20 protein-coding genes, 1 other RNA gene and 2 pseudogenes are annotated in these 26,480 nt (G+C 63.0%); 8 read left to right on the top strand and 15 right to left on the bottom strand.

The genetic code is table 11. The annotated features are described in order from the left end of the window. Window positions 1-2: 2 nt before the first annotated feature. The 8 genes from ACGLHS_RS01200 to ACGLHS_RS01165 all read right to left on the bottom strand — a co-directional run bounded on the left by ACGLHS_RS01200 (window position 3) and on the right by ACGLHS_RS01165 (window position 16,437). On the bottom strand, window positions 3-7,490 hold the full coding sequence (locus ACGLHS_RS01200) for an amino acid adenylation domain-containing protein (protein ID WP_394476115.1): 7,488 nt from the start codon (window positions 7,488-7,490) through the stop codon (window positions 3-5). Window positions 7,491-8,439: 949 nt separating this feature from the next. After that, window positions 8,440-9,093 carry an SMI1/KNR4 family protein gene (locus ACGLHS_RS01195; RefSeq protein WP_394476113.1) on the bottom strand — a complete coding sequence of 218 codons (654 nt, stop codon included), beginning with the start codon at window positions 9,091-9,093 and terminating at the stop codon, window positions 8,440-8,442. A gap of 184 nt (window positions 9,094-9,277) precedes the next feature. Beyond that, window positions 9,278-10,735, bottom strand: coding sequence for a mechanosensitive ion channel (locus tag ACGLHS_RS01190; protein WP_093236817.1), 1,458 nt, complete (start codon window positions 10,733-10,735; stop codon window positions 9,278-9,280). Between the two features lie 247 nt (window positions 10,736-10,982). Next, entirely contained in the window at window positions 10,983-11,396 is a 414-nt protein-coding gene (locus ACGLHS_RS01185) for a PaaI family thioesterase (RefSeq protein WP_394476111.1), read from the bottom strand. Window positions 11,397-11,420: 24 nt separating this feature from the next. Next, the gene (locus ACGLHS_RS01180; RefSeq protein ID WP_394476109.1) at window positions 11,421-11,804 is read right to left on the bottom strand and encodes a PaaI family thioesterase; all 384 of its coding nucleotides are present in this window, start codon (window positions 11,802-11,804) and stop codon (window positions 11,421-11,423) included. 274 nt (window positions 11,805-12,078) lie between these two features. Next, on the bottom strand, window positions 12,079-13,422 hold the full coding sequence (abaF, locus tag ACGLHS_RS01175) for a fosfomycin efflux MFS transporter AbaF (RefSeq protein ID WP_394476107.1): 1,344 nt from the start codon (window positions 13,420-13,422) through the stop codon (window positions 12,079-12,081). Between the two features lie 319 nt (window positions 13,423-13,741). Further along, window positions 13,742-14,659 carry a dihydrodipicolinate synthase family protein gene (locus ACGLHS_RS01170; protein ID WP_394476105.1) on the bottom strand — a complete coding sequence of 306 codons (918 nt, stop codon included), beginning with the start codon at window positions 14,657-14,659 and terminating at the stop codon, window positions 13,742-13,744. A 692-nt stretch (window positions 14,660-15,351) separates the two neighbouring features. Then, window positions 15,352-16,437: an acyltransferase family protein gene (locus ACGLHS_RS01165; protein WP_394476103.1), complete on the bottom strand. Its 1,086-nt coding sequence runs from the start codon at window positions 16,435-16,437 to the stop codon at window positions 15,352-15,354. A 259-nt stretch (window positions 16,438-16,696) separates the two neighbouring features. Between ACGLHS_RS01165 and ACGLHS_RS01160 the strand changes: the two genes are divergently transcribed. From ACGLHS_RS01160 to ACGLHS_RS01145, 4 genes are all read left to right on the top strand, one after another. After that, complete coding sequence (locus ACGLHS_RS01160) at window positions 16,697-16,918, top strand: thermonuclease family protein (RefSeq protein WP_394476099.1); 222 nt, start codon at window positions 16,697-16,699, stop codon at window positions 16,916-16,918. Window positions 16,919-17,897: 979 nt separating this feature from the next. Next, entirely contained in the window at window positions 17,898-18,713 is an 816-nt protein-coding gene (locus ACGLHS_RS01155) for a hypothetical protein (protein WP_394476097.1), read from the top strand. Between the two features lie 74 nt (window positions 18,714-18,787). Further along, a complete protein-coding gene (locus ACGLHS_RS01150) occupies window positions 18,788-19,345 on the top strand; it encodes a thermonuclease family protein (protein ID WP_394476095.1) in 558 nt (185 codons plus the stop codon). Between the two features lie 145 nt (window positions 19,346-19,490). After that, on the top strand, window positions 19,491-20,927 hold the full coding sequence (locus tag ACGLHS_RS01145) for a hypothetical protein (protein WP_394476094.1): 1,437 nt from the start codon (window positions 19,491-19,493) through the stop codon (window positions 20,925-20,927). A gap of 92 nt (window positions 20,928-21,019) precedes the next feature. Here ACGLHS_RS01145 and ACGLHS_RS01140 read toward each other — a convergent pair whose 3' ends face one another. The 4 genes and pseudogenes from ACGLHS_RS01140 to ACGLHS_RS01125 all read right to left on the bottom strand — a co-directional run. Then, on the bottom strand, window positions 21,020-21,601 hold the full coding sequence (locus ACGLHS_RS01140) for a hypothetical protein (protein ID WP_394476092.1): 582 nt from the start codon (window positions 21,599-21,601) through the stop codon (window positions 21,020-21,022). Continuing rightward, entirely contained in the window at window positions 21,598-21,936 is a 339-nt protein-coding gene (locus tag ACGLHS_RS01135) for a hypothetical protein (RefSeq protein WP_394476090.1), read from the bottom strand. The genes ACGLHS_RS01140 and ACGLHS_RS01135 overlap by 4 nt, the downstream gene beginning before the upstream one ends. After that, window positions 21,935-22,417: pseudogene (locus ACGLHS_RS01130) on the bottom strand (head maturation protease, ClpP-related); the annotation flags it as partial. The pseudogene ACGLHS_RS01130 and the gene ACGLHS_RS01135, both read right to left, overlap by 2 nt. Beyond that, window positions 22,414-22,848 (bottom strand): annotated as a pseudogene (locus tag ACGLHS_RS01125) (phage portal protein); the annotation flags it as partial. The pseudogenes ACGLHS_RS01125 and ACGLHS_RS01130, both read right to left, overlap by 4 nt. Window positions 22,849-23,024: 176 nt before the next feature. Here ACGLHS_RS01125 and ACGLHS_RS01120 point away from each other — a divergent pair. The 4 genes from ACGLHS_RS01120 to ACGLHS_RS01105 are packed head-to-tail and all read left to right on the top strand — an operon-like array spanning window position 23,025 to window position 24,156. Continuing rightward, the gene (locus tag ACGLHS_RS01120; protein ID WP_394476088.1) at window positions 23,025-23,258 is read left to right on the top strand and encodes a hypothetical protein; all 234 of its coding nucleotides are present in this window, start codon (window positions 23,025-23,027) and stop codon (window positions 23,256-23,258) included. A gap of 54 nt (window positions 23,259-23,312) precedes the next feature. Next, complete coding sequence (locus ACGLHS_RS01115; protein WP_394476087.1) at window positions 23,313-23,462, top strand: hypothetical protein; 150 nt, start codon at window positions 23,313-23,315, stop codon at window positions 23,460-23,462. Continuing rightward, on the top strand, window positions 23,459-23,689 hold the full coding sequence (locus ACGLHS_RS01110; protein WP_394476085.1) for an excisionase: 231 nt from the start codon (window positions 23,459-23,461) through the stop codon (window positions 23,687-23,689). The genes ACGLHS_RS01115 and ACGLHS_RS01110 overlap by 4 nt, the downstream gene beginning before the upstream one ends. Then, on the top strand, window positions 23,686-24,156 hold the full coding sequence (locus ACGLHS_RS01105; RefSeq protein ID WP_394476083.1) for an Arm DNA-binding domain-containing protein: 471 nt from the start codon (window positions 23,686-23,688) through the stop codon (window positions 24,154-24,156). The genes ACGLHS_RS01110 and ACGLHS_RS01105 overlap by 4 nt, the downstream gene beginning before the upstream one ends. 407 nt (window positions 24,157-24,563) lie before the next feature. On the opposite strand, the gene ssrA is transcribed toward ACGLHS_RS01105, so the two are convergent. The 3 genes from ssrA to ubiG all read right to left on the bottom strand — a co-directional run bounded on the left by ssrA (window position 24,564) and on the right by ubiG (window position 26,356). After that, window positions 24,564-24,950, bottom strand: a transfer-messenger RNA (tmRNA) gene (gene ssrA / locus ACGLHS_RS01100). Between the two features lie 12 nt (window positions 24,951-24,962). Then, on the bottom strand, window positions 24,963-25,631 hold the full coding sequence (gph, locus tag ACGLHS_RS01095; protein ID WP_394476081.1) for a phosphoglycolate phosphatase: 669 nt from the start codon (window positions 25,629-25,631) through the stop codon (window positions 24,963-24,965). Next, window positions 25,628-26,356, bottom strand: a complete 729-nt coding sequence (gene ubiG / locus ACGLHS_RS01090; protein ID WP_394476079.1) for a bifunctional 2-polyprenyl-6-hydroxyphenol methylase/3-demethylubiquinol 3-O-methyltransferase UbiG — start codon at window positions 26,354-26,356, stop codon at window positions 25,628-25,630. The genes gph and ubiG overlap by 4 nt, the downstream gene beginning before the upstream one ends. Window positions 26,357-26,480: the final 124 nt, after the last annotated feature.

Here is a 26,480-nt window from a genome sequence, read left to right as displayed (position 1 = left end):
TCCTACGACTTGCTCGTTTCCAGCGTGCGACGCGCCTTGGTGTCGATGCCCAGATCGACGAAGTAGCGCTGCAGCAGGTCGCGGTCCACCGGCCGGATGGGCGCGCCGATGGCTTCGAGCTGCGCGTGCGTCGCCGCACCGCTCACCTGCGGCGGCGTGGCCGAGGTGTCGTAGCGGTCAAGAATCGCCAGCACCGCCGCCAGGTCGCGGTCTTGCCCGACCGCGAGCCGCGCATGCGCGCGCTGCAGCCAGGGCTCCAGCCCCACCGGTTCGAGCCGCATGCCCAGCCGCTCGAAGACCGGTGGAATGTCGCGCACCCGCAGCGGCGCCTGGCTCATCAGGTGGAACACCTGGCCCCACGAAGCCTGCTGCCCCGCCAGCCCGAGGATGGCGCGCGCCACGTCGTCCACCGGCGTCAGGTTGAGCGGCAGGTCCATGTCGGGAATCGCCTCCAGGTCCGCATAGAGATGCGCCACGCGCCAAATCAGGTCTTCGGCATTGCAGATCGCATGCGTGTGGTCGCCGGTCACCGCGCCCAGCCGGTAGATCGCGACCGGCATGCCGCGCGCCTGTGCTTCGCGGGCCAATGCATCGCCGACCCACTTGCTCTGGCTGTAGCCGTCCACCAGGCCGCGCCACGAAGCCAGCGCGGATTGCTCGGTGACGGTGCCGTCCTTGTTGTTCTGGTCGATCACCGCGAGCGTGGACACGTAATGCATGCTCTTCGGACGGCCTTGCGAAGTCCATTCGAGCAGCGTGACCACGCTCCCGACATTGGCAGGCTTCAGGCTCGCATAGCGATGCAGAAAGTCGACCTGCGCGGCGCAGTGGTAGATGGCGTCGCAGCCATCGCGCACCAGTTGCACCGCGCTGTTGTCGAGGCCGAGTCGCGGCTTGCCGAGGTCGCCGGTCACGACCTTGATGCGCGCGTCGTCCCAGATCGCACCGAGCTGGCGCTGCGCCAGCGTGCGCTTCAGGCGCAGCGTGCCCGCGTTCTCATCGGCGGCACGCACATGGCAGACCACGCAGGCCGATGTGTCGCGCAGCAGCGCGGCCAGCAGGTGGCTGCCGACGAAGCCGCTGGCGCCGGTCAAGAACACCCGCTTCGGCGCGAGCGTCGGCAAGGCACCCTGGCTGCGGATGTGCTCTGGCAGATGCAGTTCGCGCGACAAGTCCAACGGCTCGGCCGCATCGCCGGCGTTGTCGAGCCATGCCGCCAGCTCGGCGATCGACGGTCGGTTGTAGACCTCGGCGTGCGGAAAGTCCGGCCGCATGCGTTCGCGGATGCGCATGCCGAGCTGGATCGCCATCAGCGAATGGCCACCAAGTTCGAAGAAGTTGTCGTGGATGCCGACGCGCTCCAGGTGCAGGGTGTCGGCCCAGAGTTCGGCGAGCTGCTTCTCGGTCGGCGTGCGCGGTTCGGCATAGGGCGCGGCGGCCTGCTGCTCGGGCACCGGCAGCGCCTTGCGGTCGAGCTTTCCGCTCTGGTTCAGCGGCAGCGTCGGCAGGTGGACGAAGGCCGAAGGCACCATGTAGTCGGGCAATGCCTGCGCCATGTGGGCGCGCAACTCTGTCGGCTGCAAGTCGTCCGCAGCGACCACGTAGGCCACCAGTCGCTTGTCGCCCGGTACGTCTTCGCGCACGACCACCGCGGCCTGCGTCACCTGCGGATGCCGCAGCAGCACGGATTCGATCTCGCCGGTCTCGATGCGGAAGCCGCGAATCTTGACTTGCTGGTCGGCACGGCCGAGGAAGTCGAGGCTGCCGTCGCTGCGCCAGCGTGCGAGGTCGCCGCTGCGGTACATGCGGCTGCCGGGCGCGCCGTGCGGGTCGGCGATGAAGCGTTCGGCACTGAGCAGCGGACGGTTCAGGTAGCCGCGCGCCAGGCCGGCGCCCGCGATGTACAGCTCGCCCGCGACGCCGGGGGGCACCGGCTGCAGGTTGTCGTCGAGCACATACATCCGCGTGTTCCAGATCGGCTGGCCGATGGAAGGTTGCGTTTCGCCGGTCATAGGCGCGCTCATGCTCGCGCAGATGGTGATCTCGGTCGGGCCGTAGGCATTGACCATGCGGCGGCCTTGCGACCACCGTGCGGCCAGCGCGGCGGGACAGGCATCGCCGCCCACCACCAGCGTTTGCAGATGAGGAAATTCACCGGGCGGCAATGTCGACAGTGCAGCGGGCGGAATCAACGCGTGGCTGACGGCCTGCCTTTCGAGCAAGTCGGCCAGGTCCGGGCCCAGCAGTTGCTGCGCCGCCGGCACCACCAGCGCGGCGCCGGCATGGAAGGCCATCAGCTCGTCCATGACGGAAGCATCGAAACCGCAGGAAGAGAACTGCAGCACGCGCGAATCGTGGCCGATGGCGAGGCGCTCCGCCATCGCAGTCCCCAGGCTGCTCAGGCCCGCATGAGGCACCACCACGCCCTTGGGCACGCCGGTGGAACCCGAGGTGTAGATGACGTAGGCAGCACTCTGCGGATCGACCGGTTGCACTGGCGCCAGAGGCGCGTCGGACTGGATCGCCAGTGCGGCGACCGTCTCATCGCTGTCGAGCGCCACGCAATGCGGAACACCAGCCAGCTGTGGCAGCAGCACCGCATGGGTCAGCACGGCGGCCGGTGCGGCCTCTTCGAGCACGAAGGCGCTGCGGCCGGCCATGTGATTCGGATCGATCGGCAGGTAGGCCGCGCCCGCCTTGACGATGGCCAGGTGCGCCACCACAAGGTCGAGCGAACGCGGCAGCACTGTCGCGACGATGGCGCCCGCTCCAATGCCTTGCCGGCGCAGCAGATGCGCGAGCCGGTTGGCGCGCACATCGAGCTGGGCATAGCTGAGCGTGGTGTCGTCGAGCACCACCGCTGGCGCATGCGGGCACTCGGCGGCATGCGCCTCGACCATGGCGGCCAGCGTGCGCGGCGGCAGGTCGCGCGTGGGGCCGCTCCAGTCGGCCAGCAGGCGCCGATGCTCTTCGGCACTGAGGATGGCAAGGCTGCCCACGGGCTCGTCGGGCGCTTCGCAAGCCTCTTCCAGCAGACGCACCAGGCGTGCCGCGATGGCCTCGACCGTGGCGCGATCGAACAGGTCGGTGCTGTACTGGATGCCGCCGGCAATGCCACTAGGCAAGCCATCGGCGCCACGCTGCTCGTCGAGGATGAAAGACAGGTCGAACTTCGCGGTGTCGATGGCCACCGGCTGCGGCGTGATCGACAGGCCGGGCAGGCTGAAAGACAAGCGGTTGCTGCCCTGCTGGAACCCGAGCATCACCCGGAACAGCGGCAGGTTGGCGCGCGAGCGCTCCGGCCGCAGCAGCTCCACGATGCGATCGTACGGAAACTCCTGGTTCGCATAGGCCGCGAGGTTGGTGGTGCGCACCCGCACGATCAGTTCGCGCAGGCTCGGCTGCCCCGAGGCATCGGTGCGCAGCACCAGCGCGTTGACGAAGCAGCCGATCAGTTCGTCGAGCGCATGATCGCTGCGGCCTGCGACGGGCGTGCCGATGACGATGTCGTCGCCGCCGCCCAGCCGGTTCAGCAAGCCCGCCAGCGCGGCCTGCAGCACCATGAAGACGCTGGCCTGGCCATCGCGCGCCAACTGCAGCATGCGCTCGTGAACGCGTGCGCCGATCTGCACCGGCACCACGTCGCCGCGGTAGCTGGGAGCAGCCGGGTACGGCCGGTCGGTGGGCAGGCTCATCTGCTCGGGCAGATCGCGCAGGGTCTCGCGCCAGAACTCGCGCTGGCGGCCGGCCATGCTCTCGGGGTCGTCTTCGCTGCCGAGCAGTTCCTGTTGCCACAGCGCGTAGTCGGCGTACTGCAGCGGCAGCGGTGCCCAACCCGGCGCCTTGCCTTCACAGCGCGCGGCATAGGCCACGCTCAGGTCGCGCGCCAGCGGCAACAGCGAAGCGCCATCGCCAACGATGTGGTGCGTGAGCAGCAGCAGCACATGCTCGTCGGAGGCCAGCTTGAACAGGTGCGGACGCAGCGGCGCCGTGTTGCCGAGGTCGAAGCTGGTGCGGGCCGCGGCATGCAGTTGCGCGGCGATCTCGTCTTCGCTGCTGTCGACCTCGATCAGCCATGCGCGCGCCCGTTCGCCTTCGAGGATCTGCTGGTACGGCAGTCCGTCTTCGCTCGGGTAGACGGTGCGCAAGCTTTCATGGCGCTGCATCAGGTCGTCGAGCGCCAACTGCAGCGCCGCGCGGTCGAGCACGCCCGACAGGCGCAGCGCCAGCGGCATGTTGTAGGCGGGGTTCGCGTTCTCGAACTGGTTCATCAGCCACAGGCGGCGCTGCGCGAACGACAGCGGAATGCGCGCGGGGCGTGGCATCGGCGTGATGCTGGGCCGCGACTGCGAGGCCTGGTCCAGCAGCTCGGCAAGGCCGGCGATGGTCGACACCTGGAACAGCGTGTCCACCGGCAGGTCGATCATGAACTGCTGCCGGATCATCGAGATGAGCTGCACGATCATCAGCGAGTGGCCGCCGAGTTCGAAGAAGTTGTCGTGCACGCCGACGCGCTGCAGATGCAGGGTCTCGGCCCAGAGGCCGGCCAGTATCTTTTCGGTGGGCGTGCGCGGTGCGGCGTAGGGCGTGGCGGCTTGCTGCTCGGGCGCCGGCAGCGCCTTGCGGTCGAGCTTGCCGCTCGGGCCAAGCGGCAGGGCCGGCAGGCTGACGAAAGCCGAAGGCACCATGTAGTCGGGCAAGGCCTGCGCCAGGTGCGCGCGCAATTCGGTCGCTTGCGGATCGCTTGCATCCGCTGCAACGACGTAGGCCACGAGGCGCTTGTCGCCCGCTGTGTCTTCACGCGCGATCACTGCCGCCTGTGCAACTTGCGGGTGCTTCAGCAGCACCGATTCGATCTCGCCCGGCTCGATGCGCAGGCCGCGGATCTTCACCTGCTGGTCGGCACGGCCGAGAAAGTCGAGGCTGCCGTCGTGGCGCCAGCATGCAAGGTCGCCGGTGCGGTACATGCGGCTGCCGGGCGCGCCGTGGGGATTGGCGATGAAGCGTTCGGCGCTGAGCAGCGGGCGGTTCAGGTAGCCGCGCGCCAGGCCGACGCCGGCGATGTACAGCTCGCCGGTCACGCCCGGCGGCACCGGCTGCAGGCCGCTGTCGAGCACATGCATCTGCGTGTTCCAGATCGGGCGACCGATGGGAACGCGCTCCGATGTCGATTCGATCTCCGGTGCGCGCAGGCATTCCCACGCGGTGACGTCGACCGCCGCTTCGGTCGGGCCATAGAGGTTGTGCAGTTCGCAGGACAGGTGTTGCTGGAACTGCGATTGCAGCGCGGGCGACAGGGCCTCGCCGCTGCAGATCACGCGACGCAGCGACGTGCACGCGCCGGCCGTGGGTTCGCGCAAAAAGACTTCGAGCATCGAGGGCACGAAGTGCAGCGTGGTGATGCCTTCCCTGCCGATGAGGTCGGCCAGGTAGGCCGCGTCCTTGTGGCCGCCAGGCTTGGCGAGCACCAGCGTCGCGCCGTCGATCAGTGGCCAGAAGAACTCCCAGACCGATACGTCGAAACTCGAAGGCGTTTTCTGCAGCACGCGGTCGTCGGCCTGCAGGCCGTAGCGGTCCTGCATCCAGCGCAGGCGATTGACGATGGCGCGGTGCGACACCACCGCACCCTTCGGCTTGCCGGTGGAGCCCGAGGTGTAGATCACATAGGCCGGATGCGAAGGATCGATCGCAACGCCGGGATTGGTGTCTGCGCAACTCACCAGTTCGGCAATCGTTTGCGGAAGGTCGAGCAGCAGTTGCGACGCCTGCCCCGGCAGTGCCTCCGACAAGGCAACAGTGGTGATCAGGCACACGGGCTCTGCGTCGCCGAGCATGAAGGCGATGCGGTCCTGCGGGAAATCCGGATCGACCGGCAGGTACGCGGCGCCGGTCTTCAGAGCGGCCAGCAACGCGACCATCAACTCGAACGAGCGCGGAATGGCCAGTGCCACGGTGCGCTCCGGACCCGCGCCGCGTGCGCGCAGCAGATGGGCCAATCGATTGGCGCGGCGGTTCAGCTCGTCGTTGCGCATCGCCTGTCCGTCAAAGCGCAATGCAACGCCGCCCGGGTTGCCTGCAAGCTGTGCTTCGATCAATGCAGTGAGGTTGGTGTCGGGCACCGGGTGATCGGTGTCGTTCCAGTCCACCAGCAGTTGCCGGCGCTCACCGGTACTCAGCAGATCGACATGGCCGACGGCCTGGTCCGGTTCGTCGATCACGGCGGCCATGAAGGCCAGCAGCCGGCGCTGGTGATCGGCCAGCACCTGCGCGGTGTAGATCGCAGGGTTGGCGTCGAAGTCGATCTGCAGGTCTTGCCCGTTGCCGCGTTCGTACAGGAAGATGCCCAGGTCTTCGGCCGTGCCGTTGGACAGGTTGCGCAGCTTCGCGGCATGGCCCGCGAAACGCAGGTCGTAGTCGAAGGGCTCGACGTTGACCACGGTCGTGAACAGCTGCCGGTTGTTGACCAACATGTTCAGGTCATTGCGCAGGTACTCGTAGCGGTAGGACTGGTGCCGCAGGATCTGCCGCATCTGCCGTCCGACCTCGCGGATCAGTTCGGGAATGCGCAGCTGCGCGCTCATCGCCAGGCGAAGAGGCAAGGCATTCGCCACCATGGCCGGCACGCGCCGCATCTGGTCGTTGTGGCGCGCCGTGACCGGAATGCCGATCACCATGTCGGCGATGCCCGTCGCGCGGTACAGGTAGGCGGCGGTGGTGGCGATCAGGATCTGCGGCAGCGTGGTGCCGAGTTCCTGTGCAATGCCCTGCAGGGCCTGCACGCTGGCGGCCGGCAGGTGCACGGTCTGGCGCAGCAGGCCACCGACGTTGACCGAGCGACGCTGCGCCAGGCTCAGCGGATCGGGCGCATCGACGAAGCGTTCCATCCAGTACTGACGATCGCGCGGAAAGCGGCCGGACTCGCGGTAGGCGTTTTCTTCGTGGGCAAGCTGCGCGATCGGTGCGAAGCGCGAGGCTTCAGGCACGTCGGTCTGCTGCACGCGCGCGGTGTAGATGTCCGCGAAGCGGCGTGCGATAAGCCCGCCGCCGAAACCGTCGAGCGCGATGTGATGGCAGCGGTGGTACCAGATGTGGCGATCGCCCGCGAGGCGGATCAATGCAGACAACCACAACTGCCCGTTCGCCAGATCGATGTTGCGGCTGAAGTCGGCCTGCATCCACGCTTCGGCGACGGCGCGCGGATCGCTCTCGGCGCTGTAGTCGAGGTACAGGATTTCGCGGCTGAGCGGCGGCACCACGACCTGGCGCGGCCCCTGCCCCGTATCGACGAAACGCAGCCGCGTGGCCTCGGCCTCTTCGACCACCTGCCGCATGGACGCCAGGAAGATGGCCACGTCGATCGGGCCATCGATCTCTATGGCTTCGGCCAAGTTGAAATTGGTGTCGGGCGAGGCGAACTTGGCACCGAGCCACATCGCCATCTGACCCGAGGTAAGGGGCGTTGCGCTGTCCAGCGGATCGATGGTTTGCATGCACTACTCCAGGTCTTGAATGAAATCGGCAACGATGCGTGCGCAATCGAAACGGACAGCTGGCGCCCTCCCTGCACGGGGAGTGCACGGAGAGAAATGCCCCGGCCTCGTTTAACAATCGGCTCACATTTCCAAACCAATGTACAAGTGGTTGCAACGATTTCAGTGACGCTTTTTGGGGTATCAATATTTCGCGTTTGGCACTGAACGCGAAAGATTTCATCCTGAAGTTGCGATCCAAATCGCGGCTTCAAGAATCGAAGGCTTTCATCGTATTTCGAGGGAAAAATGCGCCCGCAGGATGTTGCAGCGCAGCAACTTCTAGTTCGATGCTTAGGGGTATTCCAGAGCCCCTTCCGACCATGCGTGTTGTCGGTACCGAAGGCTGGGTCGGTACTGCCCTTTGGTTGGGTGCGAAGTCAGTCGCGGTGGCAGATCAGCCGGTCAGGTGCGGCGCTCATTGCCGTGCAAGTGACCATGGATGGGCTCCCCCTGGCTCCTGTCACGGTTGCGGGCACCCTTCCTACATGCGTAAGTGAATTTTGGAAGGGGAATCCATTCGGCCGCAATCAACAATCTGCTGACAATTCAACCTGTGAGCAGCGAGATGACTCTGAAAGAATTTTGCAGACTGCATGGGCTCCATCTCGAGAGAGGGAGCCGTGTGCGGTGTGGCAGCAGACTCGGCACAGTCACCGGCACGGCCGGCCTGCTCATTCGGGTGAGATTCGATGGAAATCAGATCAGCAGCCCCTGCGATCCACTCGAAATTCAACCGCTCAATCAGGGCACGTCGGGTGCCTCGCAAGCGATCCATCAAGGCGCCATCGGATCGGCGTAGTGCGCATCACGAGTTGCTGATTTCCGTCGCCGACTGCACTCGATTGAGTAGCGGCAACGGATTGCGATGCGAAGGACGATCGCAAGCCAGCCCCGCTCCCCAGGGCAGTTAGACAAACTCCCCGAAGCTTCCCACCTGATCTTGGCTCGGGTCGAGTGCACGCCCCAGCCATAGTTCGTACCAATCCAGAAACGTCAGCGGCCTGCCGGTCTCGGGATGGAGGATCGGCGTCGCAGAGGCATGCTCATAGCTGTGCCACCAGACTTGCCCGGAGGCGGGACCTCGGAGGATCAGGAGGTTGTACATGCCACACCCTTCGTCCGCGAGGAAGGTCATGCCGCGGTAGATCCGTTCGATGTTCTGCGACCACCGCGCATCTGCCCCCTCGGGTACGGGCGCACAGGGGTTCTCGGCGGTGAACGAAAAATCGGCGGCGTAGTCGATTGCGGCGTCTTCGGCCTCCTCGGCCAGTGGAAACACGCCGTGCATGGGGCCGGCACCGCCGTCGCTCACCTGGGTCAGCCATTCACGATATTCAAGTGGCAGGCGGGCACCCACCCGGCGTTCGAATTCAGCGAGCTCATTCAGGTTCACGGGGGCGCCGAGTTCGTAGCGATGCACGGATGCGCCGTGTATCCCGCACCGGTAGCCGACCACTTCGCGGTCACCGAGATCGATGATGGTGGTCTCCAGGTCCGCCGCCTTCAGCCGGTCGAGTTCGGAGCGGATCTGGACGATCCGATTTGCCAACGCGTGTTCCATGCGTGCATCCTAACGATGGCGGTGCAGACAAAGACGGAACCAAGAGCAGGAACACTGCTTGCCATGACGTGCGAATAAGCAATGGCATCAGGAGGTCTTCAGGCCCTGCGAGGGGCCTCCCTTCTGATCGTCTCGGCAGCAGACTTCAAGCGGAGCGAAGGCGGATGGGCCGCCAGCTCCGCTCTTACTTCCCGGAGATCTTCTGCACCCAGTGGTCCAGCAGCTTGCCGGCCGCTTCGCGTCCACCCAGGCCGAAAGCCAGTGCTGCCGCCACAGCAACAGCGCCCAGCGTGAGCCCAAAGGCCAGGAAGACGATTTCATTGGCAACGCCCATCGCACGCAGGCCCATCGCAATCACCAGCCCGAGGATGGCAAAGCGCGCGATGTTGGCCAGAAGGCCGGAAGAACTCTCAGCACGGCTCAACGCCTGGAAGGCGACGTTGGAAAGCCAGAAGCCGATCAGCATGATCACGCTGCCCAGGACGATGTCGGCCCCGAAACGCGTGAAGGTGCCGAGCATGCTGCGCATCTCGCCGAACCCGAGTTGGTTGGCGGCCTCGACCACCGCGAACAGCATGGCGAAGAACATCAACAAGCCCGACGCCAGCCGCGAAGGCGCAAAGCTGCCGCTGAGCGCCTGGCCCAGCCCGATCTTGGCGGGGAGGCTGTCGGCATCGAGTTGCTCGAGCAGCTTCTTGAGCAGCTCGCTCGCGAACCGCGCAACGAACCACGTCAGCGTAAGGATGATCGCCGCCGCCACGATGTGCGGCACCGCCTCCAGCAATTGGGAAAGCATGCGCGTCGCCGGGCCGCTGATGGCTTCGATCTTGAGCGCGTCGAGTGCGCTGATCAGCGAGGGCACGAAGATCAGGATGTAGACGACGGTGCCCGCCAGCTTGGACAAGCGAAAGCCGCCGTCGAGGCCGATCTTGCTGTTGATGTTGTCGATGCCGCCCGCGGCGAGCAGGTTGGTCACGAGGCCCCGCAGCACCTTGGCCAGCACCCAACCGATCACGCCGATCAGGATGGCCGCGAGGATGTTCGGCGCCATGGCCAGCAGCTTGTCGAGCATGCTCTTCACCGGCTCGAGCAGCCCCGTCATCTGCAAGGCGCCGAGGATGGCCGGCAGGAACAACAGGATGACGAGCCAGAAGATCACGTTGCCGACGCTCTGGGCCATGGGGGCCATGCCGGCCTCGGCACTCAGCTTTTCGTCGAGGCTGGTGGCATCCAATGCCTTGTTCACACCCAGCTTGATCAGGCTGGCCAAGACCCAGGCCACCAGACTCAGCACGGCGGCTGCGAAGACGCGTGGCAAGAAGCGCAGCACGTCCGTCAACATGGTGGCCAGTGGAGAAGACAGTGTTGAAAGGTCCAGCGTGCCCAGCGCGGCCACCAAGCCTGCCAGCAACACGAGCCAGAAGACGACGACGGCGACCGGCGATTCCGCATCGACGCGAGACCCCGTGCTGCTGCTGATGCGCTCGTTCAGGCGCGTGGCATTCAGCAACCGGCGAATGGCGGCGCGCGCCGCCACCGCGATCAACCACCCCAGCGCGAAGATGGCAAGTGCTCCCAGAAGCCGGGGCAACTGATGACCCACCGCGTCTTGCATCGCTACCGTAAATACCGAGATATCCATGGTTTCTTCTCCTTGGTGATTGCCCGGAATGGGCGTCCCTTGGCCGCTCGCGGTTGTTTATAGCAGTTCGATCTGCCAGGGAGAAGCGTGGGTTGGGTGCCTCTGCAAACTCTGTCGGCTCAGGCGTGCCAAATTAACTGCCGCGTTCGGCCGGCAGCAGCAGGCCTTCGCTGCTGCGATCGAATCGGGCCGGCATCAGCGTTTGCAGATGGAGATCAAGCACCGCTCTCGGGTCGGCGCTGCCGTTCTAGAGGCTCGCCAACACCCCGGTTGAAGAGGCCTCGGCGGCCAGCTTGCCGTCGGGGTTGTAGAGCGCGGCTTCGAGAAACGCAATGCGCTTTCCACGCCTGATCACGCGCCCTTCGACCCGTCCTTCGCCCGGACCGACTTTTTCATAGAAGCTCACCTTGATCTCGAGGCTGAAGACAGTCTGCGTCTGGTCCGTGTCATGCATGACGGCATGGGCCATGGCGGCGTCGAGCCAGGCAGTGATGAACCCGCCCTGCGCAATCGTGCCGTTCGTGTGGCAATACTCGCGTCGCACGGTGAAGGCTGCCTGGAGCAGCTTGCGCTCGGGCTCCCACCCGGTCACGTGGAAGTTGCCCATCGATTCGGACAGTGCCTGGCCCGAGCGAATTCGGGCGTCCAGATCGTCGTTCATTGGTTCGTGTCGCTGATGAAGGGGTTATGCCTCGGCACGCCGGGGACGAAAGATTGCGTAGTTCCCGTTCGCGTGCGCCACGAGGACGTCGTCCACGTACAGCCGCGACTCCAGGTTCGCAACGGTCTTGCCCCGGTTGACGAGTTCGGTCTTGCAGACGAGCCGGCCTTGAAACACGGGCTTGAAGTAGTTGATCTTGATCTCAATCGTGGCGCAGATCTCGCCCGCCTCCAGCGTCGGGTAGAGCGCCGATCCCATGCCCGTATCAGCCATAGCGAACAGGACGGCACCGTGCACCACTTCATGGGGATTCAAGTGCTGTGGTGCAACAACCAGCGTCAGCGTGCTCGAGCCGCCCTTCACCTCTTCGATGTTCAGGTCTATCAGTTCTGCGAAAGGGTGATTCATGGTGCCCGCTCGTGGATGGTTCATTGCGCTCGACACAACTGTCGGCATGGCCTGTACACCCATTGTGCCGCCCTGCCCGTCTGCCCCGGGCCTCATGCGCGTTGCATCAAATCGATCGCCCAATCCGCTGGCGTCCTGGCTCCTTCATGGCACGGACTGCGACGCCGCACAGCCCATGCCGCCTCGTCTCCCGAAACAACGCGCCAGAACGAGTGATGAAGAGATTGCCCTTCGACTCGGCGATGAGGCACGGAGTCGAAGACCTGAAGGCGGATCAGTGCGGGCGGCGTGCCGCATCGGCGGCATCGATCTCGCGCAGCGACTTGCCCTTGGTTTCCTTGGCGAAGCTGACGGCGACGATGGAGATCAGCGCCGCGCCGACCAGGTACAGCGCGATAGGCGTGGACGACTTGTAGTGCTTGAGCAGCGTGAGCGAGATCCACGGAGTCAGCGAGCCGGCGAGCAGCGGCGCGACCTGGTAGCACAACGACAGCGCGGTGTAGCGGATCCGTGTGGGAAACAGCTCGGTCATCAGCGCCGAGTACGGCGAATAAGTCATCGACTCGATGCCCAGCCCCAACACGATCGCGGCCATGATGAGCCACTCGTTGCCGGTGTCCATCATGGGAAAGCCGACGAAGCCCCAGAACGCCGTGAGCACTGCGCCGATCATGTACACCGGCTTGCGGCCGATCACATCGGACAGATGGCCCATCACCGGAATCAGCAGGAAGTGGATGGCGTGCGCACCGAACATCAGCAGAAGGATGCGCGAGGTGTTCATGCCCACGATCATCTTCAGATAGGTCAGCGAGAAGGTGACCACCATGTAGTACAGGATGTTCTCCGCGAAGCGGGCGCCGATGCCGATCAGCACTTCGCGCCAGTGGTACTTGAGCACCTGCACGAGGCGCATCTCCTGCTGCTTGACCTCCTGCTGGCGCGCCTGCGACTCCTTGAAGATCGGTGCATCGTCCACCCGCTTGCGGATCCAGTAGCCGATCAGCACGACCACCGCCGAGAACCAGAAGGCCACGCGCCAGCCCCAGCCGAGAAAATCCGATTCGCTCAGCGTCGAGGACAGCAGCAGCAGAACCACCGTGGCGATCAGGTTGCCCGCGGGCACGCCCGCCTGCGGCCAGCTGGCCCAGAAGCCGCGGCGGTTGTCAGGGCTGTGCTCGCTCACGAGGATCACCGCACCGCCCCACTCGCCGCCGAATGCGAAGCCCTGGATCAGCCGCAGGCTCACCAGCAGCACCGGCGCCCAATAGCCGATGGCATCGAAGGTCGGCAGGCAGCCCATCAGAAAGGTGGTGATGCCGACGACGATCAGGCTGATCTGCAGCAACGTCTTGCGGCCGATCTTGTCCCCGTAGTGGCCGAACACGATTCCGCCTAGCGGCCGGGCCGCGAACCCCACCGCGTACAGTGCGAAGGCCGCGAGCACGCCATCGATCGGATTGCCGGTCTGCTTGAAGAAGTGCGTGCCGAACACCAGCGCGGAGGCCGTGCCGTAAAGGAAGAACTCGTACCACTCCGCGATGGACCCGACCATCGACGCGGCGACGACGCGCTTGAGATCGCTGGTGCCTTCTTTCTTGGGAGTGCTCGCTGGCATCGTCTCGATTGCTGCGGTGTTTGACATGGGAACGGATCCTCGAAAGGAAAGTGAGAAAAATGCGCGCAGAAGTCCCCGTCCACGAGATGGCGGCAGCCGACTCGCGCCAAGTGTGTGAGCAAGGGTTCTTTCGCGCGGAGGGCCTCACAGGACGCGAATCCTGCGAGGCGAGCCTGAGGAGCGCTCAGGTATCGATGACTCGGCGCGCAATGCGCGCCAGGTGGTTCAACAGCAGATTCGCTCCGTCGGAAGCGGCCGTGGCCTCGGCACTGACGATGGTCTCGGTCATGCGCAGAGCGGGGGCCGTTGGCCTGGAGGATTACCCGACGACAGATTGATACTGCGCCGGCCGCGTCGCCAGTGCGCGCTTGACGACGCCTTCGATAAAGGCACGCTCCTCGCCGATCAGCGGCAAGCGCGGACGGCGCATGTGCTCGGAGCCCACGCCCACCAGCGCGTCGATGAGCTTCAGGTTCTGCACGAGCTTGGTCGACACATCCAGGTGCAGCATCGGCGTCATCCACTGGTAGAGCTTGAGCGCTTCGGCAAACTTGCCCGCCTTCATCAGGTCGTACAGCGCCACCGTCTCGCGCGGGAAGGCACAACCGACGCCCGCCAGCAGGCCATCGCAACCAAGGGCAAGGCCTTCGTAGGCCAGGTCGTCCACGCCCAGGAACAGCTGGTAGCGGTCGCCCACGGTGTTGCGCAGGTCGGTGATGCGGCGGATGTCGTCGGTGCTCTCCTTGATGGCCGCGATCCATTCGCAGTCGGCCAGCTCGACCATGTGCTGCGGCTTCAGGTCGACGCGGTAGGCCACCGGGTTGTTGTAGACCATGATGGGCTTCTGCGCGGCATTGGCGATGGTGCGCACGTTGAGCATCGCCTCACGTGCATCGGCCACGTAGATCACCGAGGGCATCACCATGAAGCCGGCCACGCCGAGCTTGTTGGCCCCATCGACGTAACGCAGCGCTTCGCGCGTGCTGGTTTCCGACACGTTGGCCAGCACCGGGATGCGGCCATCGGCAGCCTCCAGTGCGATCTTGGCGACCTGCAGTTTCTCTTCGAGCGTCAGCGTGCTGGCTTCGCCGAGCGAGCCGCAGGTCACGAGGCCGTGGATGCCGTTGCGGATCTGGAAGTCGATGTGGCGGGCCGTGCCCTCGGCGTCGATGCTTTCGTCGGCGTGGAACTTGGTGGTGATGGCGGGGAAGATGCCTTGCCAGCGGGGGTTGCTCATGAGTTGCTCCTTTGGTAGCGGTAGGGGTTTCGGCCTTGATATCCATTAAATATATTTGCAATATTTTTATGAGATATCAGTGAAATTGCTATTGACTGCCGCTATGCACACTAGGCACAGGACCCCCCTCACTACCCTGCGGCAATCACGGAGCAACTGTCATGCGCTTCGTGGGAGGCGGTCTATCCGTGCTGGACTTCGCCAATCTCTGATCCGAAGAGGTAGTTCTCGGCGGCGATCAACACAACTTCCGCCCGACTGCCTCCGGTTCGGCCTCGGCTCCTAGCAAATCACATCGAATGCCCTCGCACGATGGAGAGCCGATTTCCCAATGAAAAAGGGCGTTCACTGAACTTCAGTGAACGCCCTTGGACGTTGTGTTGGTTGAGCTGGGGGATTTGAACCCCAAAGCAATCACCCGCAAAGCCTTTATCCATGCGGGTTTCGGCAACTCGGCAGAAAAACGTGTGAGAAACGTGTGAAACCGAAGATGCTGTGCGCCGGTCATTTATCCAACAGCCCCACCGAAACAATTCAACTGGGTAGCGTTGGCAACCCCAAGCACATGGGCGAGCTACATAGGCGAGCTGACCAAGATCGCCTAGAACACCCCTGCTGTGATGGTGACCGCTGACGGCGCTGAGGTCGTGCTGCAATGAAAGAAAAAGCAGCCGTTCCCCTCGAACCAAACTCTAGAACGCCTTAGCACCTACCCCTGCGGATGGAATTGCCGAAGGATTTGGTCCTGTCGAGACTTTTCGCTTTTTCGGCTTGAGGCGAAGCGCTTGCTTTTCGATCAAATGCCATGAGGCAAAAGCGCAGGCAAATGTGCCCAACAGCGTCAACACCTGAAATGTCCACAGCGAAATTTTTTCGCCAAAGAAAAGCATCAGGAGTTGCTGAACAGGGAATGCGTAGATGTACATCCCATAGGAGTAATCACCATAATTTCCTACACGATTTATTCCTTGCGAATCGCGCAATGCCAAGACAAGAAACGCCGGCGGAAGAACAACGTGCAACGCGATGACAAGCGCATTTCCTTTTAGCAACACGAACGCGATCAGCGCAACAGCAGGCCACGCCAATGATTGAAGCCATCGTTTCTCACGCCACATGAACAAAGCCGAGGCGTAGAAAAAAAACGCCGCCAAATCAAACCACTGCGCGCCGTTGATGTGAAGAAATGTCCAAACAGGATGGGTGAACTTCGCATACAAATAAGTTGCAAAAAATCCTACTGCTGCGATGGCAACTAACTTGCGACTTTTGTATACCCCAACCACGCCCAAGGCGAGCAGGACTAGATAGCAAGAGACTTCATATTGAATGGTCCACAGAGAGCCGTTGAACGCGTTGGGAAGCGGATTGTCGGCAAAAGTGCCTGGCAGAGTCCCGAGAATGTCTGAAACGTTGAATTGCTTCAGGAAGGCTGTGACGTTTGCACGAGAGAAATACTCATCCGCTGGCAACGTTGTGATGAATGGACCGACAAGCAAATAGCCAACGATGAAGAAAACATACAACGCCGGAAGGATTCTGAGCGCACGCCTCAGCAGAAAGCGCGGTGCATTTGGATCAGCCACCCAGCTCTGGGCGATCAAATAGCCGCTCAGGATGAAGAAGATGTAGACCGCCAATGTTCCCAAGGACAAACCACCCGTGAAAACATGAAAGGGCTCAGGCAAGCCATACAAGGTAAATCCGTGGCTACAAAGGACTAGAACTGCAGCAAGAAGTCGTGCGAACTCTACGTTATTAGTTTTTCTCAGGCTCATGAAGGGGGGGTTTATGCCGTAGCACTCTTGCAGGCATTTTGTGAAGTCAGCGCTCGATTGTGCATCGTAATGCGAGCGATTTTCACAGCCCTGAAATTCCGAAAGGCTCCAGCCGAAGCTGAGGGTGATAGGGCGACTGCGACGGAGAGACGCTCACCGCTCGACGCGGCCTCCGACAACTACGAGCAAATCAAGGTGCGCTTCAACGGGATCGACGCCTGAGAAAAAGCAGCCGTTCGGCGAGCGCTCGAAACAGGCAATGTCAGGGCTGGTCTACCTGAAGGAAGCTGCGCTCGACTGCCCGACAACTGACCGCTACGGCCGTAGCGTCTGCCACGTCATGGTCTCATCTGCATCTGCGCCGGCCGACCCCAAGACGCTCGATGCAGGCCCTGCGATGGTGACCATCGGGATGGCATGGCGGTATCGAGCCTACGCGCGAGCAGACACAGCAAGAGCGCGGGCGGTAGGAGTTTGCTGAGACCGAGGCGCGGGCCAAGCGCGCGGGCCTATGAGTCAATGCTGACCCGGCGCCGCCGTGGGGTTGGCGCAAGACCCAGAGCCTGGTCAAGCAAACGCTCTGGCAGGTACGCAACCGTCAGATCTGCACCTGTGATTGACGGCCCAGAACGGAGCTATGGTCACTTCGGCCAGAAAGACCTTCGACTTCTTGTGTAGAGCCTTCCAACCATTGCAATTCGCTAGGCGAGTACGGCCTTGACCACGTCATGCCATCCAGGCGCACACGCAGAATCGAACCTCGGACCGTAGTGACGGTGCCGGGCTGGCCCTGGGCCAACACTCACGCGCCTTTCTTGGCGGGGACTTGAAAGCTCCTGCGAATTTCCTCATAGCTCATTCTGAGACGCCCTTCTCCGCACCGTCGCTCCCCTGCAATTCCTCCAGAAAGTAGTACGGGTGCGCGGGAATGACAACTACGGAAATCGGTGGGCCTACTCTGAGGCTACGGCACCGGCGTATCGCTGGTAGCTACTGCCGGCGATGTGGGCACCGTCAGCGAACCTCTCGGTTGCCAGTCCGGGGTTTCCCCTCGCCCAAAATCAGCCCAGCATTGGACTTTAGTCCAATGCGCCAAGAAAGCAGCCCCCATAGGATCGCGCGTCCTTGGAGGGGGCCTTCTCATGTCATTCGTTTCTCGCGCCGCGGATCAGCGCCTTCGGGCAAAGCTCAACCCAATATGTCGCCTCGTACTGGCGACAACGCTGCCGGCGGTCCTCATCTCGTGCGGAGGCGGAGGGGGCGGAGGCGTGCCATTTGCCCCCGTTGCAGTGGCGCCAACACCAGAGATTCCGCCAGCGCCACCAGCACCGTCGCCATCGCCCACTCCGCCCCCGGCTCCAATACCAGAGCCGCCGGCTGCACCGCCACCGCCAGTAGCTCCGCCGCCAGCGGCACAGACAACGACTCTCGTATCCAGCGTAAACACACTGGCACTATCAGTGAACAACCCCGGATTGAACTCAGCACTCACCGGTGTGGCGCGAAAAATCACGATCACGAATACAGGGCTCTACGATGCCAAGGGGCTGAAGACTGCTTCCTCGACGTTGCCACTTGCCACCTCAATTAGCTCAAACTGCAACGGCGTGCTGCCGGCCGGCAGCAGCTGCCAAGTCATGGTGACTCCCGGCGCCACTCCCACGACAGCGCCATTGGCCATGGCGCCAACGCCAGTCAAGTTGCTTGTTTCTGGCGACAACACCAACACTTCGAGCATCGACATCCACATCCTGAGCTACGGCAGTGTGTACCAAGCAGGCTACGTCTTTGCACTGGACGACACCACAGTCTCCACCACCAGCGTCGGCGGCAAGACGTTGGCCCTGTCGCCCGCCTCAAACGGAGAAATATGGGGCCCCGATGGGCCGACCACCGGCATCCCTTACGGCGAGGGCCGGGCGACGACACGGGCCGTCGCCGATCTATTCCAAGGTCAGCCCTCGGCGGCGAAGACTTGCATCAGCAGTTCCGCCGGCGGTTACTCGGATTGGTATCTGCCAGGTTGGTGCGAACTGTGGGGCAGGTGCGGGAGCAACACCCAGTCGCTGCTCAACACACTGTTTAATATCTATCCCGGAATCCGCGATTGGCCTCGTAGCTACTGGGTGGCGGATCCGCAATCGCAATGGGATGCGTCCTCGACCACGACTGCCGTTTCGTACGACTTTCAAGATCAAACCACCAACGTGATCAACCCCCGTAGTCCGCGCAATCAACTCAAGACGACTCGCTGCATGCGCGACCTATCGAGCTGAGCGAACACATGGGGCACTCTGATTGAGGCCATCGGGAACACGCCAAATGCGTTGACGCCCGTTACGATCTTCCGATGCTTGCATCCCGTTCCACCCTCTTTGCCGCCTTGCTCTCGCTGCCTCTCTTCGCGGCAGCCGAGTCGCGCGCTTGCCAGGTCGTGGGTATCAGCGACGGCGACACCATCACCGCGCGTTGCGGCGAGCCGGGTGCCTACGAGCAGGTCAAGGTGCGCATCAACGGCATCGCCGCGCCTGAGAAAAAGCAGCCGTTCGGCGAGCGCGCGAAACAGGCACTGTCGGAGCTGGTCTACATGAAGGAAGCCGCGCTCGACTGCCCGAAGATCGACCGCTACGGCCGCAGTGTCTGCCGTGTCATGGTGGCGCCAGTATCCGCGCCGGCCGGCCCCAAGACGCTCGACGCTGGCCTCGCGATGGTGACCATCGGCATGGCATGGTGGTATCGGGCCTACGCGCGCGAGCAGACGCCACAGGAGCGCGGGCAGTACGAGTTTGCAGAGACCGAGGCGCGGGCGAAGCGTGTGGGCCTGTGGGCCGATGCTGACCCCGTGCCGCCGTGGGACTGGCGCAAGGCGCTGCGTGAAGCACGCAAGCCCGGCGCGAACCCGGCATAGCTACCGCTCAGGGCTCGGTGGCGTCGACTTTCCGGTTGTCGGCCCAGAGTTTCCCCTCACTCAAAATCAGCCCGGCATTGGACTTTAGTCCAATGCGCACGGCGAAAAGCTTCCCTACCATCCCGCGCCGTTGGAGGGACTTCTTATGTTTTTTGCTACATGCGCCGCCGGCCCCAGCCTGTCGGCAAGAATTCAGGCGCTCTCACGTCGCGTGGCGGCTTGCGTGTTGCTTTCAGCGCTGGCCGCGTGCGGCGGTGGTGGTGGTGGTGGTGGTGGAACCAGCTTTCCAGTTCTTCCGATCACGCAGCCCCCAGCACCAAATCAGCCGGACACGCCAGCCCCGCCAGCCCCGATCACCTATCAGGCCACTTTGACGCCGACTGCGGGCGAGGTCACGGTTGGCAAGACGCTACAGCTTGTTGTCTCGATGGTCGACAGCCAAGGGCACGGTGTTCCCAACCCGCCGACCGTCTTCACGAGCAGTGATCCAACGCTGGCCGCCGTAGCGAGCCAGGACGGTGCGGCATCCACAGGTGTCGTGACGGGGGTCGCCAAGGGCCCAGTCCAAATCACGGCGAAGGCCACCGCCCCAGATGGCACGGTGCTCACGCAGCAGGCAACGGTGACGGTCGTTGCTGTACCGCTCACCTACAAGTTTGTGCTGGCCAATCCAACCGTCAACCTGCAATACGGCCAGCCGATGACGGTCAGCGCGACCGTCTTGGCGAGCGACGGATCCGATGTGACCGCTGCGGCCACCGGCTGGAGCTGGAACAGCAGCGACTCCAATGTGGTGGGCATCACACCCAGCGGAGCGACTGCAAGCCTGCTTGCGAACACCGCACGGACCCAAGCTGAGTCCGCCACTATCACGGTCCAAGCCTCGGCACCCAACGGGAACATTGTGAGCGGGCAAATCTCTGCGACCGCCCTACCTCACTACACCTATCGGATTGAGCTTTCGGCGACCACAGCCAAGGTCGCAGCAGACCGTCCCGCCACCATCAATGCCAAAGTCATTCGCAGCGATAGTGTGGATGTCACGTCGGAGTCATCGAACTGGAAATGGACATGGACTTCGCCCCCAATAAGCGAAGGCGACCTGACTCTTCAAACGCTCCCAGCCGCATCCGCCACGTTCAAGTCGACCCGACCAGACTGGTGGGATGAAAACCGCTTTGGGACTGCCACGCCAAGATCAACACCCGATGCAGGACTCGGTGTCACCGTACAAGTTCAAGCAGAGCATGGCAACGACGCGGTCTCGCCCGCGACTCTCGAGACCACGATGTATGCGCGCTTCTCGTTCGTCTACGAAGGCCCCTTCACAATCCCTCCGGACAACGCGTGGCATGGCGGAAAACTCTATTTTGAACACAGCAGCGCAGAAGGCCGGCCGGTCATCCCGTGCATTTCATCATTCGATCTTCCTCGCATCAGGTACTCACAGCAGACCCTCTTGGTCGAATCTCGGTCAAATGGCGCCCCCTCCACAGCAGATCCCAACGTCCTAACTGCCTGCGCAAGCAACGATGGACAACTAGACGTCACTTGGCAACTGAACATCGGCGTAATTCGCTAGAAGTAGCGCGACAACAAGTACATCGACTCCCACCCAATCGGGCAGCGGCAGAACTGCAAGCTGCGCACCGAATGGTGGTAATCACAGCCTTGTCATTCAGGGCTCGGTGGCTTTGGCGAAGCGCTCGCAGATGCTTCCGGCGGCGCCGCGTTCATCAGCGAGCGATCATTTCCAACCACGCCAAGCAAAACTCCTACTTCAGCGTCTCGCTGCTCAACAACGATTCGACCTCGCTCAAGTAGCTCTCGACCTCGCGCAGCCACGCCTGCGAGGACTGCGGATCGATCCGCGATACGGATGCAGGCAGCGGGGTCGATTGCGGCTTGCTCGCGATCACGGGCGGCGTAGGCGGCGAACTGCTTGCGCACCCGGTCAGCATCAACGGCGATAGCGCGGCGACGGCCATCCAGCACGGCCAGCTTCTTTTCGTAGACATCGACGTTCTCCTGTTGGTTCTTGGCATGAGCAGCCACCAGCATGACGGTGCGCTGCAGGTCGGACAGCGCCGCCAGTGCGCGAGCGGTGTTTTCCTTGGCGCGGTCGCGCTGCTCAGCGGCCAGGTCAGAGCGAGCCTTTGCCGCGCGCGTGCGCTCTACGCCTGCTGTCATCAAGGCCGCAGCGAGGCCGAGGCACAGCGCCCAAAGCATCGGTGTGCGGAAGTCGGGCAGCATCACGCTGCCCCCAGCGCCTTGCGCGCACGTATACGTCGGGAAAGCCTGTCTTCGAGGCCGTTCTGGCCGCCGTTGATGCGCTCGGTCTGGCCGATGAAGTCGCCGCGATCAGCCAGGGTGTTCAGGCCCTTTCGCTTCCAGAACATCGCCGCCGACAAAGCGCCCCAGCGTGGCTGCCCCAGCGCCCGTGGGTCTTCCTCGAAGTCGGGCACGATGGTTCCAAGCAGTGCGCGAAGCTCATCGCGCACGAGCGCATGGTTTGCCCGGCCGGTCGTCTGGATGGGGCCATGACCGGCGAAGCGGCGGCCGTCACCAGCATCACGGTTGCCGAGGTTCATCGAACGGTGCCAGGCGAGCCGCGGCATCGGCCATGTCGTGCCGGTTGCCGATGGCGACCGCCCATGCGTTGTGAACCATCAGGAACGCGCCGTCACCCATCAGGATGTCGTCACCAGCCATTGCAATGACGGACGCGGCAGAAGCAGCCAGGCCCATCACGCGAACCGTGACCTTGGCCTTGTGCTCGCGCAACATGTTGTAGATGGCCACGCCTTCGAAGAAATCGCCGCCGGGGGAATTCACGTTGACCGTGACATCCCGGGCACCGATGCTGCGCAGGGCCGCACTCATCCGTTTGGCGGTGAAGCCCTGACCGTCCCACGACTCTCCGATGGCGTCATAGATGGAGATCGAGGCCTCACTCTCCACAGCGGCCCGAACTTCAGGCTGCCAACGCTCCAGTGCGTCAGGACGCACGTCGAACTGCGCCGCGCCGAGGCGGTGGTCGGCCCGGATCTCGGGCAGTTTGATCAGGCTCATGGCTTGGGCTCCGGGGTCGGATTGGCCGGCTGTGTCATGGGGTTGCGCAGCGCGTCGGTCTGCGGGTCGTCGGATTTCGGGAGGTCGGACAGTTCGCGAACCTCGTTCTGTGACATCCAGGGCGCTTGACCGCCAGCACCGAGTGCCTTGGAGAAGAACGCGGCCTGGTCAGCAAGCGTGCCGCGTAGCAGCGCACCCTCGTTGAACTTGAATTGCAGGCGGCCGAACTGGTTCTCAGGGAGAAGACAGCGTGCGGAGGCCTGCTCCCAGGACACGAACCAATGCGAAAGGCCGTACTGGATAAAAAAGATAGCCAGCTGCTGGATGCCGCTGCCCCAACTGGTGTCATCCATCATCAGCAGCGGGCGCGGCACTCCATACATGCGCGCGGCCTCTTCGATCTGGTGATTCCGGTTCTCGATCTGCTGCGATTCCGGAGGCCAAGGAAGACGCTGCGGAGACGACGCCAGCTCAGGACGTGGAGCACCTCGACGAACAGCACGACCCCTATTGCGTCATTCTCCAGGCGCGAGATGTTGCACAAGCTGCAGCGGACATCGCAGCAACGGACATGCACTAGGGCATCCACAGCCTGATCGAAAAGGTGGTGGAGAAAGTCGAACGCGCACACACCGCTCATGCAGAAGGCGCGCATTCCAAGGATATTCACGACAGCGCGAGCCACGAACTCGCGGGACTCTTGGGGATCATCCGCGTGGTGAACAGCGACAGCGTCGACGATGGATTGCTCTACGCGGCCGAAACCCTGGTCATGGTCGCGAAAGCGCAGATCGATGCGGACAACGAGCGAGCAGCAGAAGCCCGAAAGGTTGCAGCATGAAAGTCGCCGTGCCTTCCAAGCCGGCACTTCGGCTGGGTGCCCAAGCCCCAAGGCATGATCGATGCCGACATGGTGGCCTTCACCGTCATGGAGCACATCGACACCGAGCACCCAACCCTCTGGGAAACACTGTTCAGAACCGCCCGAGTGAGCCTGCGCAATGCCATCGTGCGCGCCGTCATGACGGAGGACGCAAAGCGATGACGACTGTCGTGGCCATGGAGTGGATTCCGATGAACCGCTACTGCGAGCTCTACGGCGAGACCGCCGACGCGATCGACAAGCGTTTGCGTAGCGGCCACTGGCTGCGTGACGTGCATGTGCGCCATCCCGCTGGTAGCAAGCAGTCGTGGATCAACGTCACTGCGGTGAACGACTGGGCGGCCGGCCGCAAGACCGATGTGTCATCAAAACGCAGGGCTCGTGCGTGAGTGTCGGCATCACCGTCATCAAGCGCACCAACAAGGAAGTCATCCGCGTCGCGTGCAGCTTTCAGGGCGTGCAGTGCCGAAAGACGCTTGACCTGCCCGGCACGCGCGAGAACCTGCGCTATGCCGAGCGGCTGCGCGGAGAGATCCTCAGGAAAATCGAACACAGCACCTTTCGCTACGACGAGTACTTCCCGTCGCCCCCGAAGTGCAAGGTGTTTGGCCATGGGAAGGGGAAGGGCTCGGATGTAAGCATCAAGCAGCTCCAGGAGGGCTACAGAGACCGTTCCAAAGCCTCACTACAGCCCAGCACCTGGTCCGGCTACAGCAAGGCCATCAACAACGTGCTGATCTCCCAGTTCGGTCACATCCAGGTGGGCGCCCTCAGCGCCAGCACGCTGCGCGAGTGGATCGGGCGCTCGAGGATCAGCGGCAGCGCACCGAGAAAGCCGGTGGGCGGGTATTTTTGAACCCACGCACAGGCAAGGAGTGGACGGACCAGTCCCTTTTGCGCCTATGGCAGCGAACGTGCAAGAAGGGAAAAGCCCGCTACCGTAACCCGTACCAGATGCGGCACACGTTTACCAGCCAGCTTTTGAGCCAAGGCGAAAACCCGGCCTACATCGCCAGCTGCTGGGCCACAAGACGACCGAGATGGTGATCCGGCACTATGGCCGCTGGGTCGAGCAAGGTGTCGACCTGGGCTTTGATCGACCGCCGGTAAAGTATGGCCGCGAGTGCTTGCCGGGGCTCCCCGAAGTCACGGACACGTGCGAATCAGGTGCGAAACGTGTGAATTTGGGGCCGGTGGGGGGCGGATCAGGACGGAGCCAGATCGCGTAAGTCCTTGATTTTATTGGACCTAGCCCTAAGAATATGGTGGAGCTGGGGGGATTTGAACCCCCGTCCGCAAGCCTTCATCGCGCAGTTCTACATGTTTAGTGATCTGATTTAAGTCTCGCTTCCGGAGTCGCGCAGTCACACGCTAAACCGGACGCCAGCACCCTATTTTCTCGTCCCGACCCAAGGTACCCGGATCGGAGCCAGCCCATGTAATTATCTTTGCAGCCGGGAGGTTTCAGATTGCTCTGTCACCCCCTTGCCCAGCCCATCGGCCTGCTGTTGCAAAGCTCACTGGCAATTAAGCAGCGAGTGCGAAACGTTCGTCGTTTGCAGTTAGTTTGTTTGAATCTGTTTTACGAGCGCATTCAGCTCGACATGCCCCGCTGCGACTCCGAACCCACGTCGAAACCAGTGCAGCCCCAAGCCTTCCATTTTAGGCGCTATTGAGGAACTTCAAGAGCTCAAGGGGCGAAGAGATTGAGGCATCGGCCTTCCAGAGCGCCGCATCGGCCTGGGAGCCCATGTAGCCGTAGGTGGCCGCAACGGTCCGCATGCCGGCAGCGCGCCCGGCGATGATGTCGCGCTCGTCGTCGCCAACGTAAATGCAGGCATCGGCAGCAACACCCAACCGACGCGCCGCCTCATGCAGCGGCTCCGGGTGCGGCTTGGCGAATGGGGTGGTGTCTCCGCTCACGATTGCGCGCGCCGTGGCAAAGAGCGGAATCGCGTCGGTCAACGGATCAGTGAAACGAGCGGACTTGTTGGTGACAACGCCCCAAAGCAATCCGCGCTCCTGGATTGCCTCGATCAAGGCCTGGACGCCATCGAATACGTGCGTGTTAAGCAACATGCGCCGCTCGTAGGCGACGAAGAACTCTTCCCGCAACTCGGCAAACTCCGGTGCCTCAGGCGTAATGTCGAACGCCACCCCCAGCATGCCTCGCGCCCCGGCCCCGGCCATGGGTCTGTAACGCTCCAATGGATACGAAGCGAGGCCGCGATCGGTACGCATCTTGTCGGCGGCAGCCCCCAGATCGGGGGCGCTGTCTATCAACGTGCCGTCCAGGTCGAACAGCACTGCTTGTGTCGAAGCAGCTTTCATCCCTGCGAATCCGGCGACGGCGGCTTTTGCGTCGCGAACATGTAGTTGACACTGGTGTCTGCGCTGAGCCAGTAGCGCCGGGTCAACGGGTTGTGCTCCAGGCCACGGGTAGTGCGCAGATCCAGGCCGGCCGCACGGCAGTAGGCGGCGAGTTCGCTGGGACGAATCAGCTTTGCATACTCATGGGTTCCGCGGGGCAGCATGCCAAGCACATACTCGGCGCCCACGATCGCAAGCATGAAGGCCTTCAGATTGCGGTTGATCGTCGAGAAAAACACCCAGCCACCCGGCTTGACCAACGTGGCGCAAGCCTGGATCACCGAAGCCGGCTGCGGCACATGCTCGAGCATTTCCATGCACGTGACGACGTCAAAGCTGCCCGGCTGCTCGGCAGCCAGGGCCTCTGCGCTGATCTCGCGGTACTTGACACCGCGCGTACCGGCTTCAAGGGCATGCAACTGAGCCACCTTGAGCGCTTTGCCCGCCAGATCGATGCCAAGCACCTCTGCGCCTTTTCGCGCCATCGAGTCGGCCAGGATTCCACCGCCACAACCGATATCCAGTACACGGCGCTGTGAAATAGGTGCAATACCGTCTATCCATTCAAGACGCAATGGATTGATTTCATGCAATGGGCGGAATTCACTCTCCAAATCCCACCAGCGATGCGCAAGTTCTGAAAACTTGGCCAGTTCGGCCGGGTCGGCATTCACGTTTTCTGTCATAGGGCGATTATGAAACGAGCAATGGCCCGCAAACACTGCTGGGGCATGACAAGCGGTGGAGTGTCAATTCGACAGGCATAAAAAAACCCCGCCTTGGCGGGGTTTTCATCATCGATGGAATCGA

Origin of the sequence: Variovorax sp. VaC1, assembly GCF_043658315.1 — a bacterium.
Classification (GTDB): Bacteria; Pseudomonadota; Gammaproteobacteria; order Burkholderiales; family Burkholderiaceae_C; genus Variovorax.
Note: the sequence above shows the minus strand (reverse complement) of the source record. Positions and strands in the feature narration are given on the sequence as shown.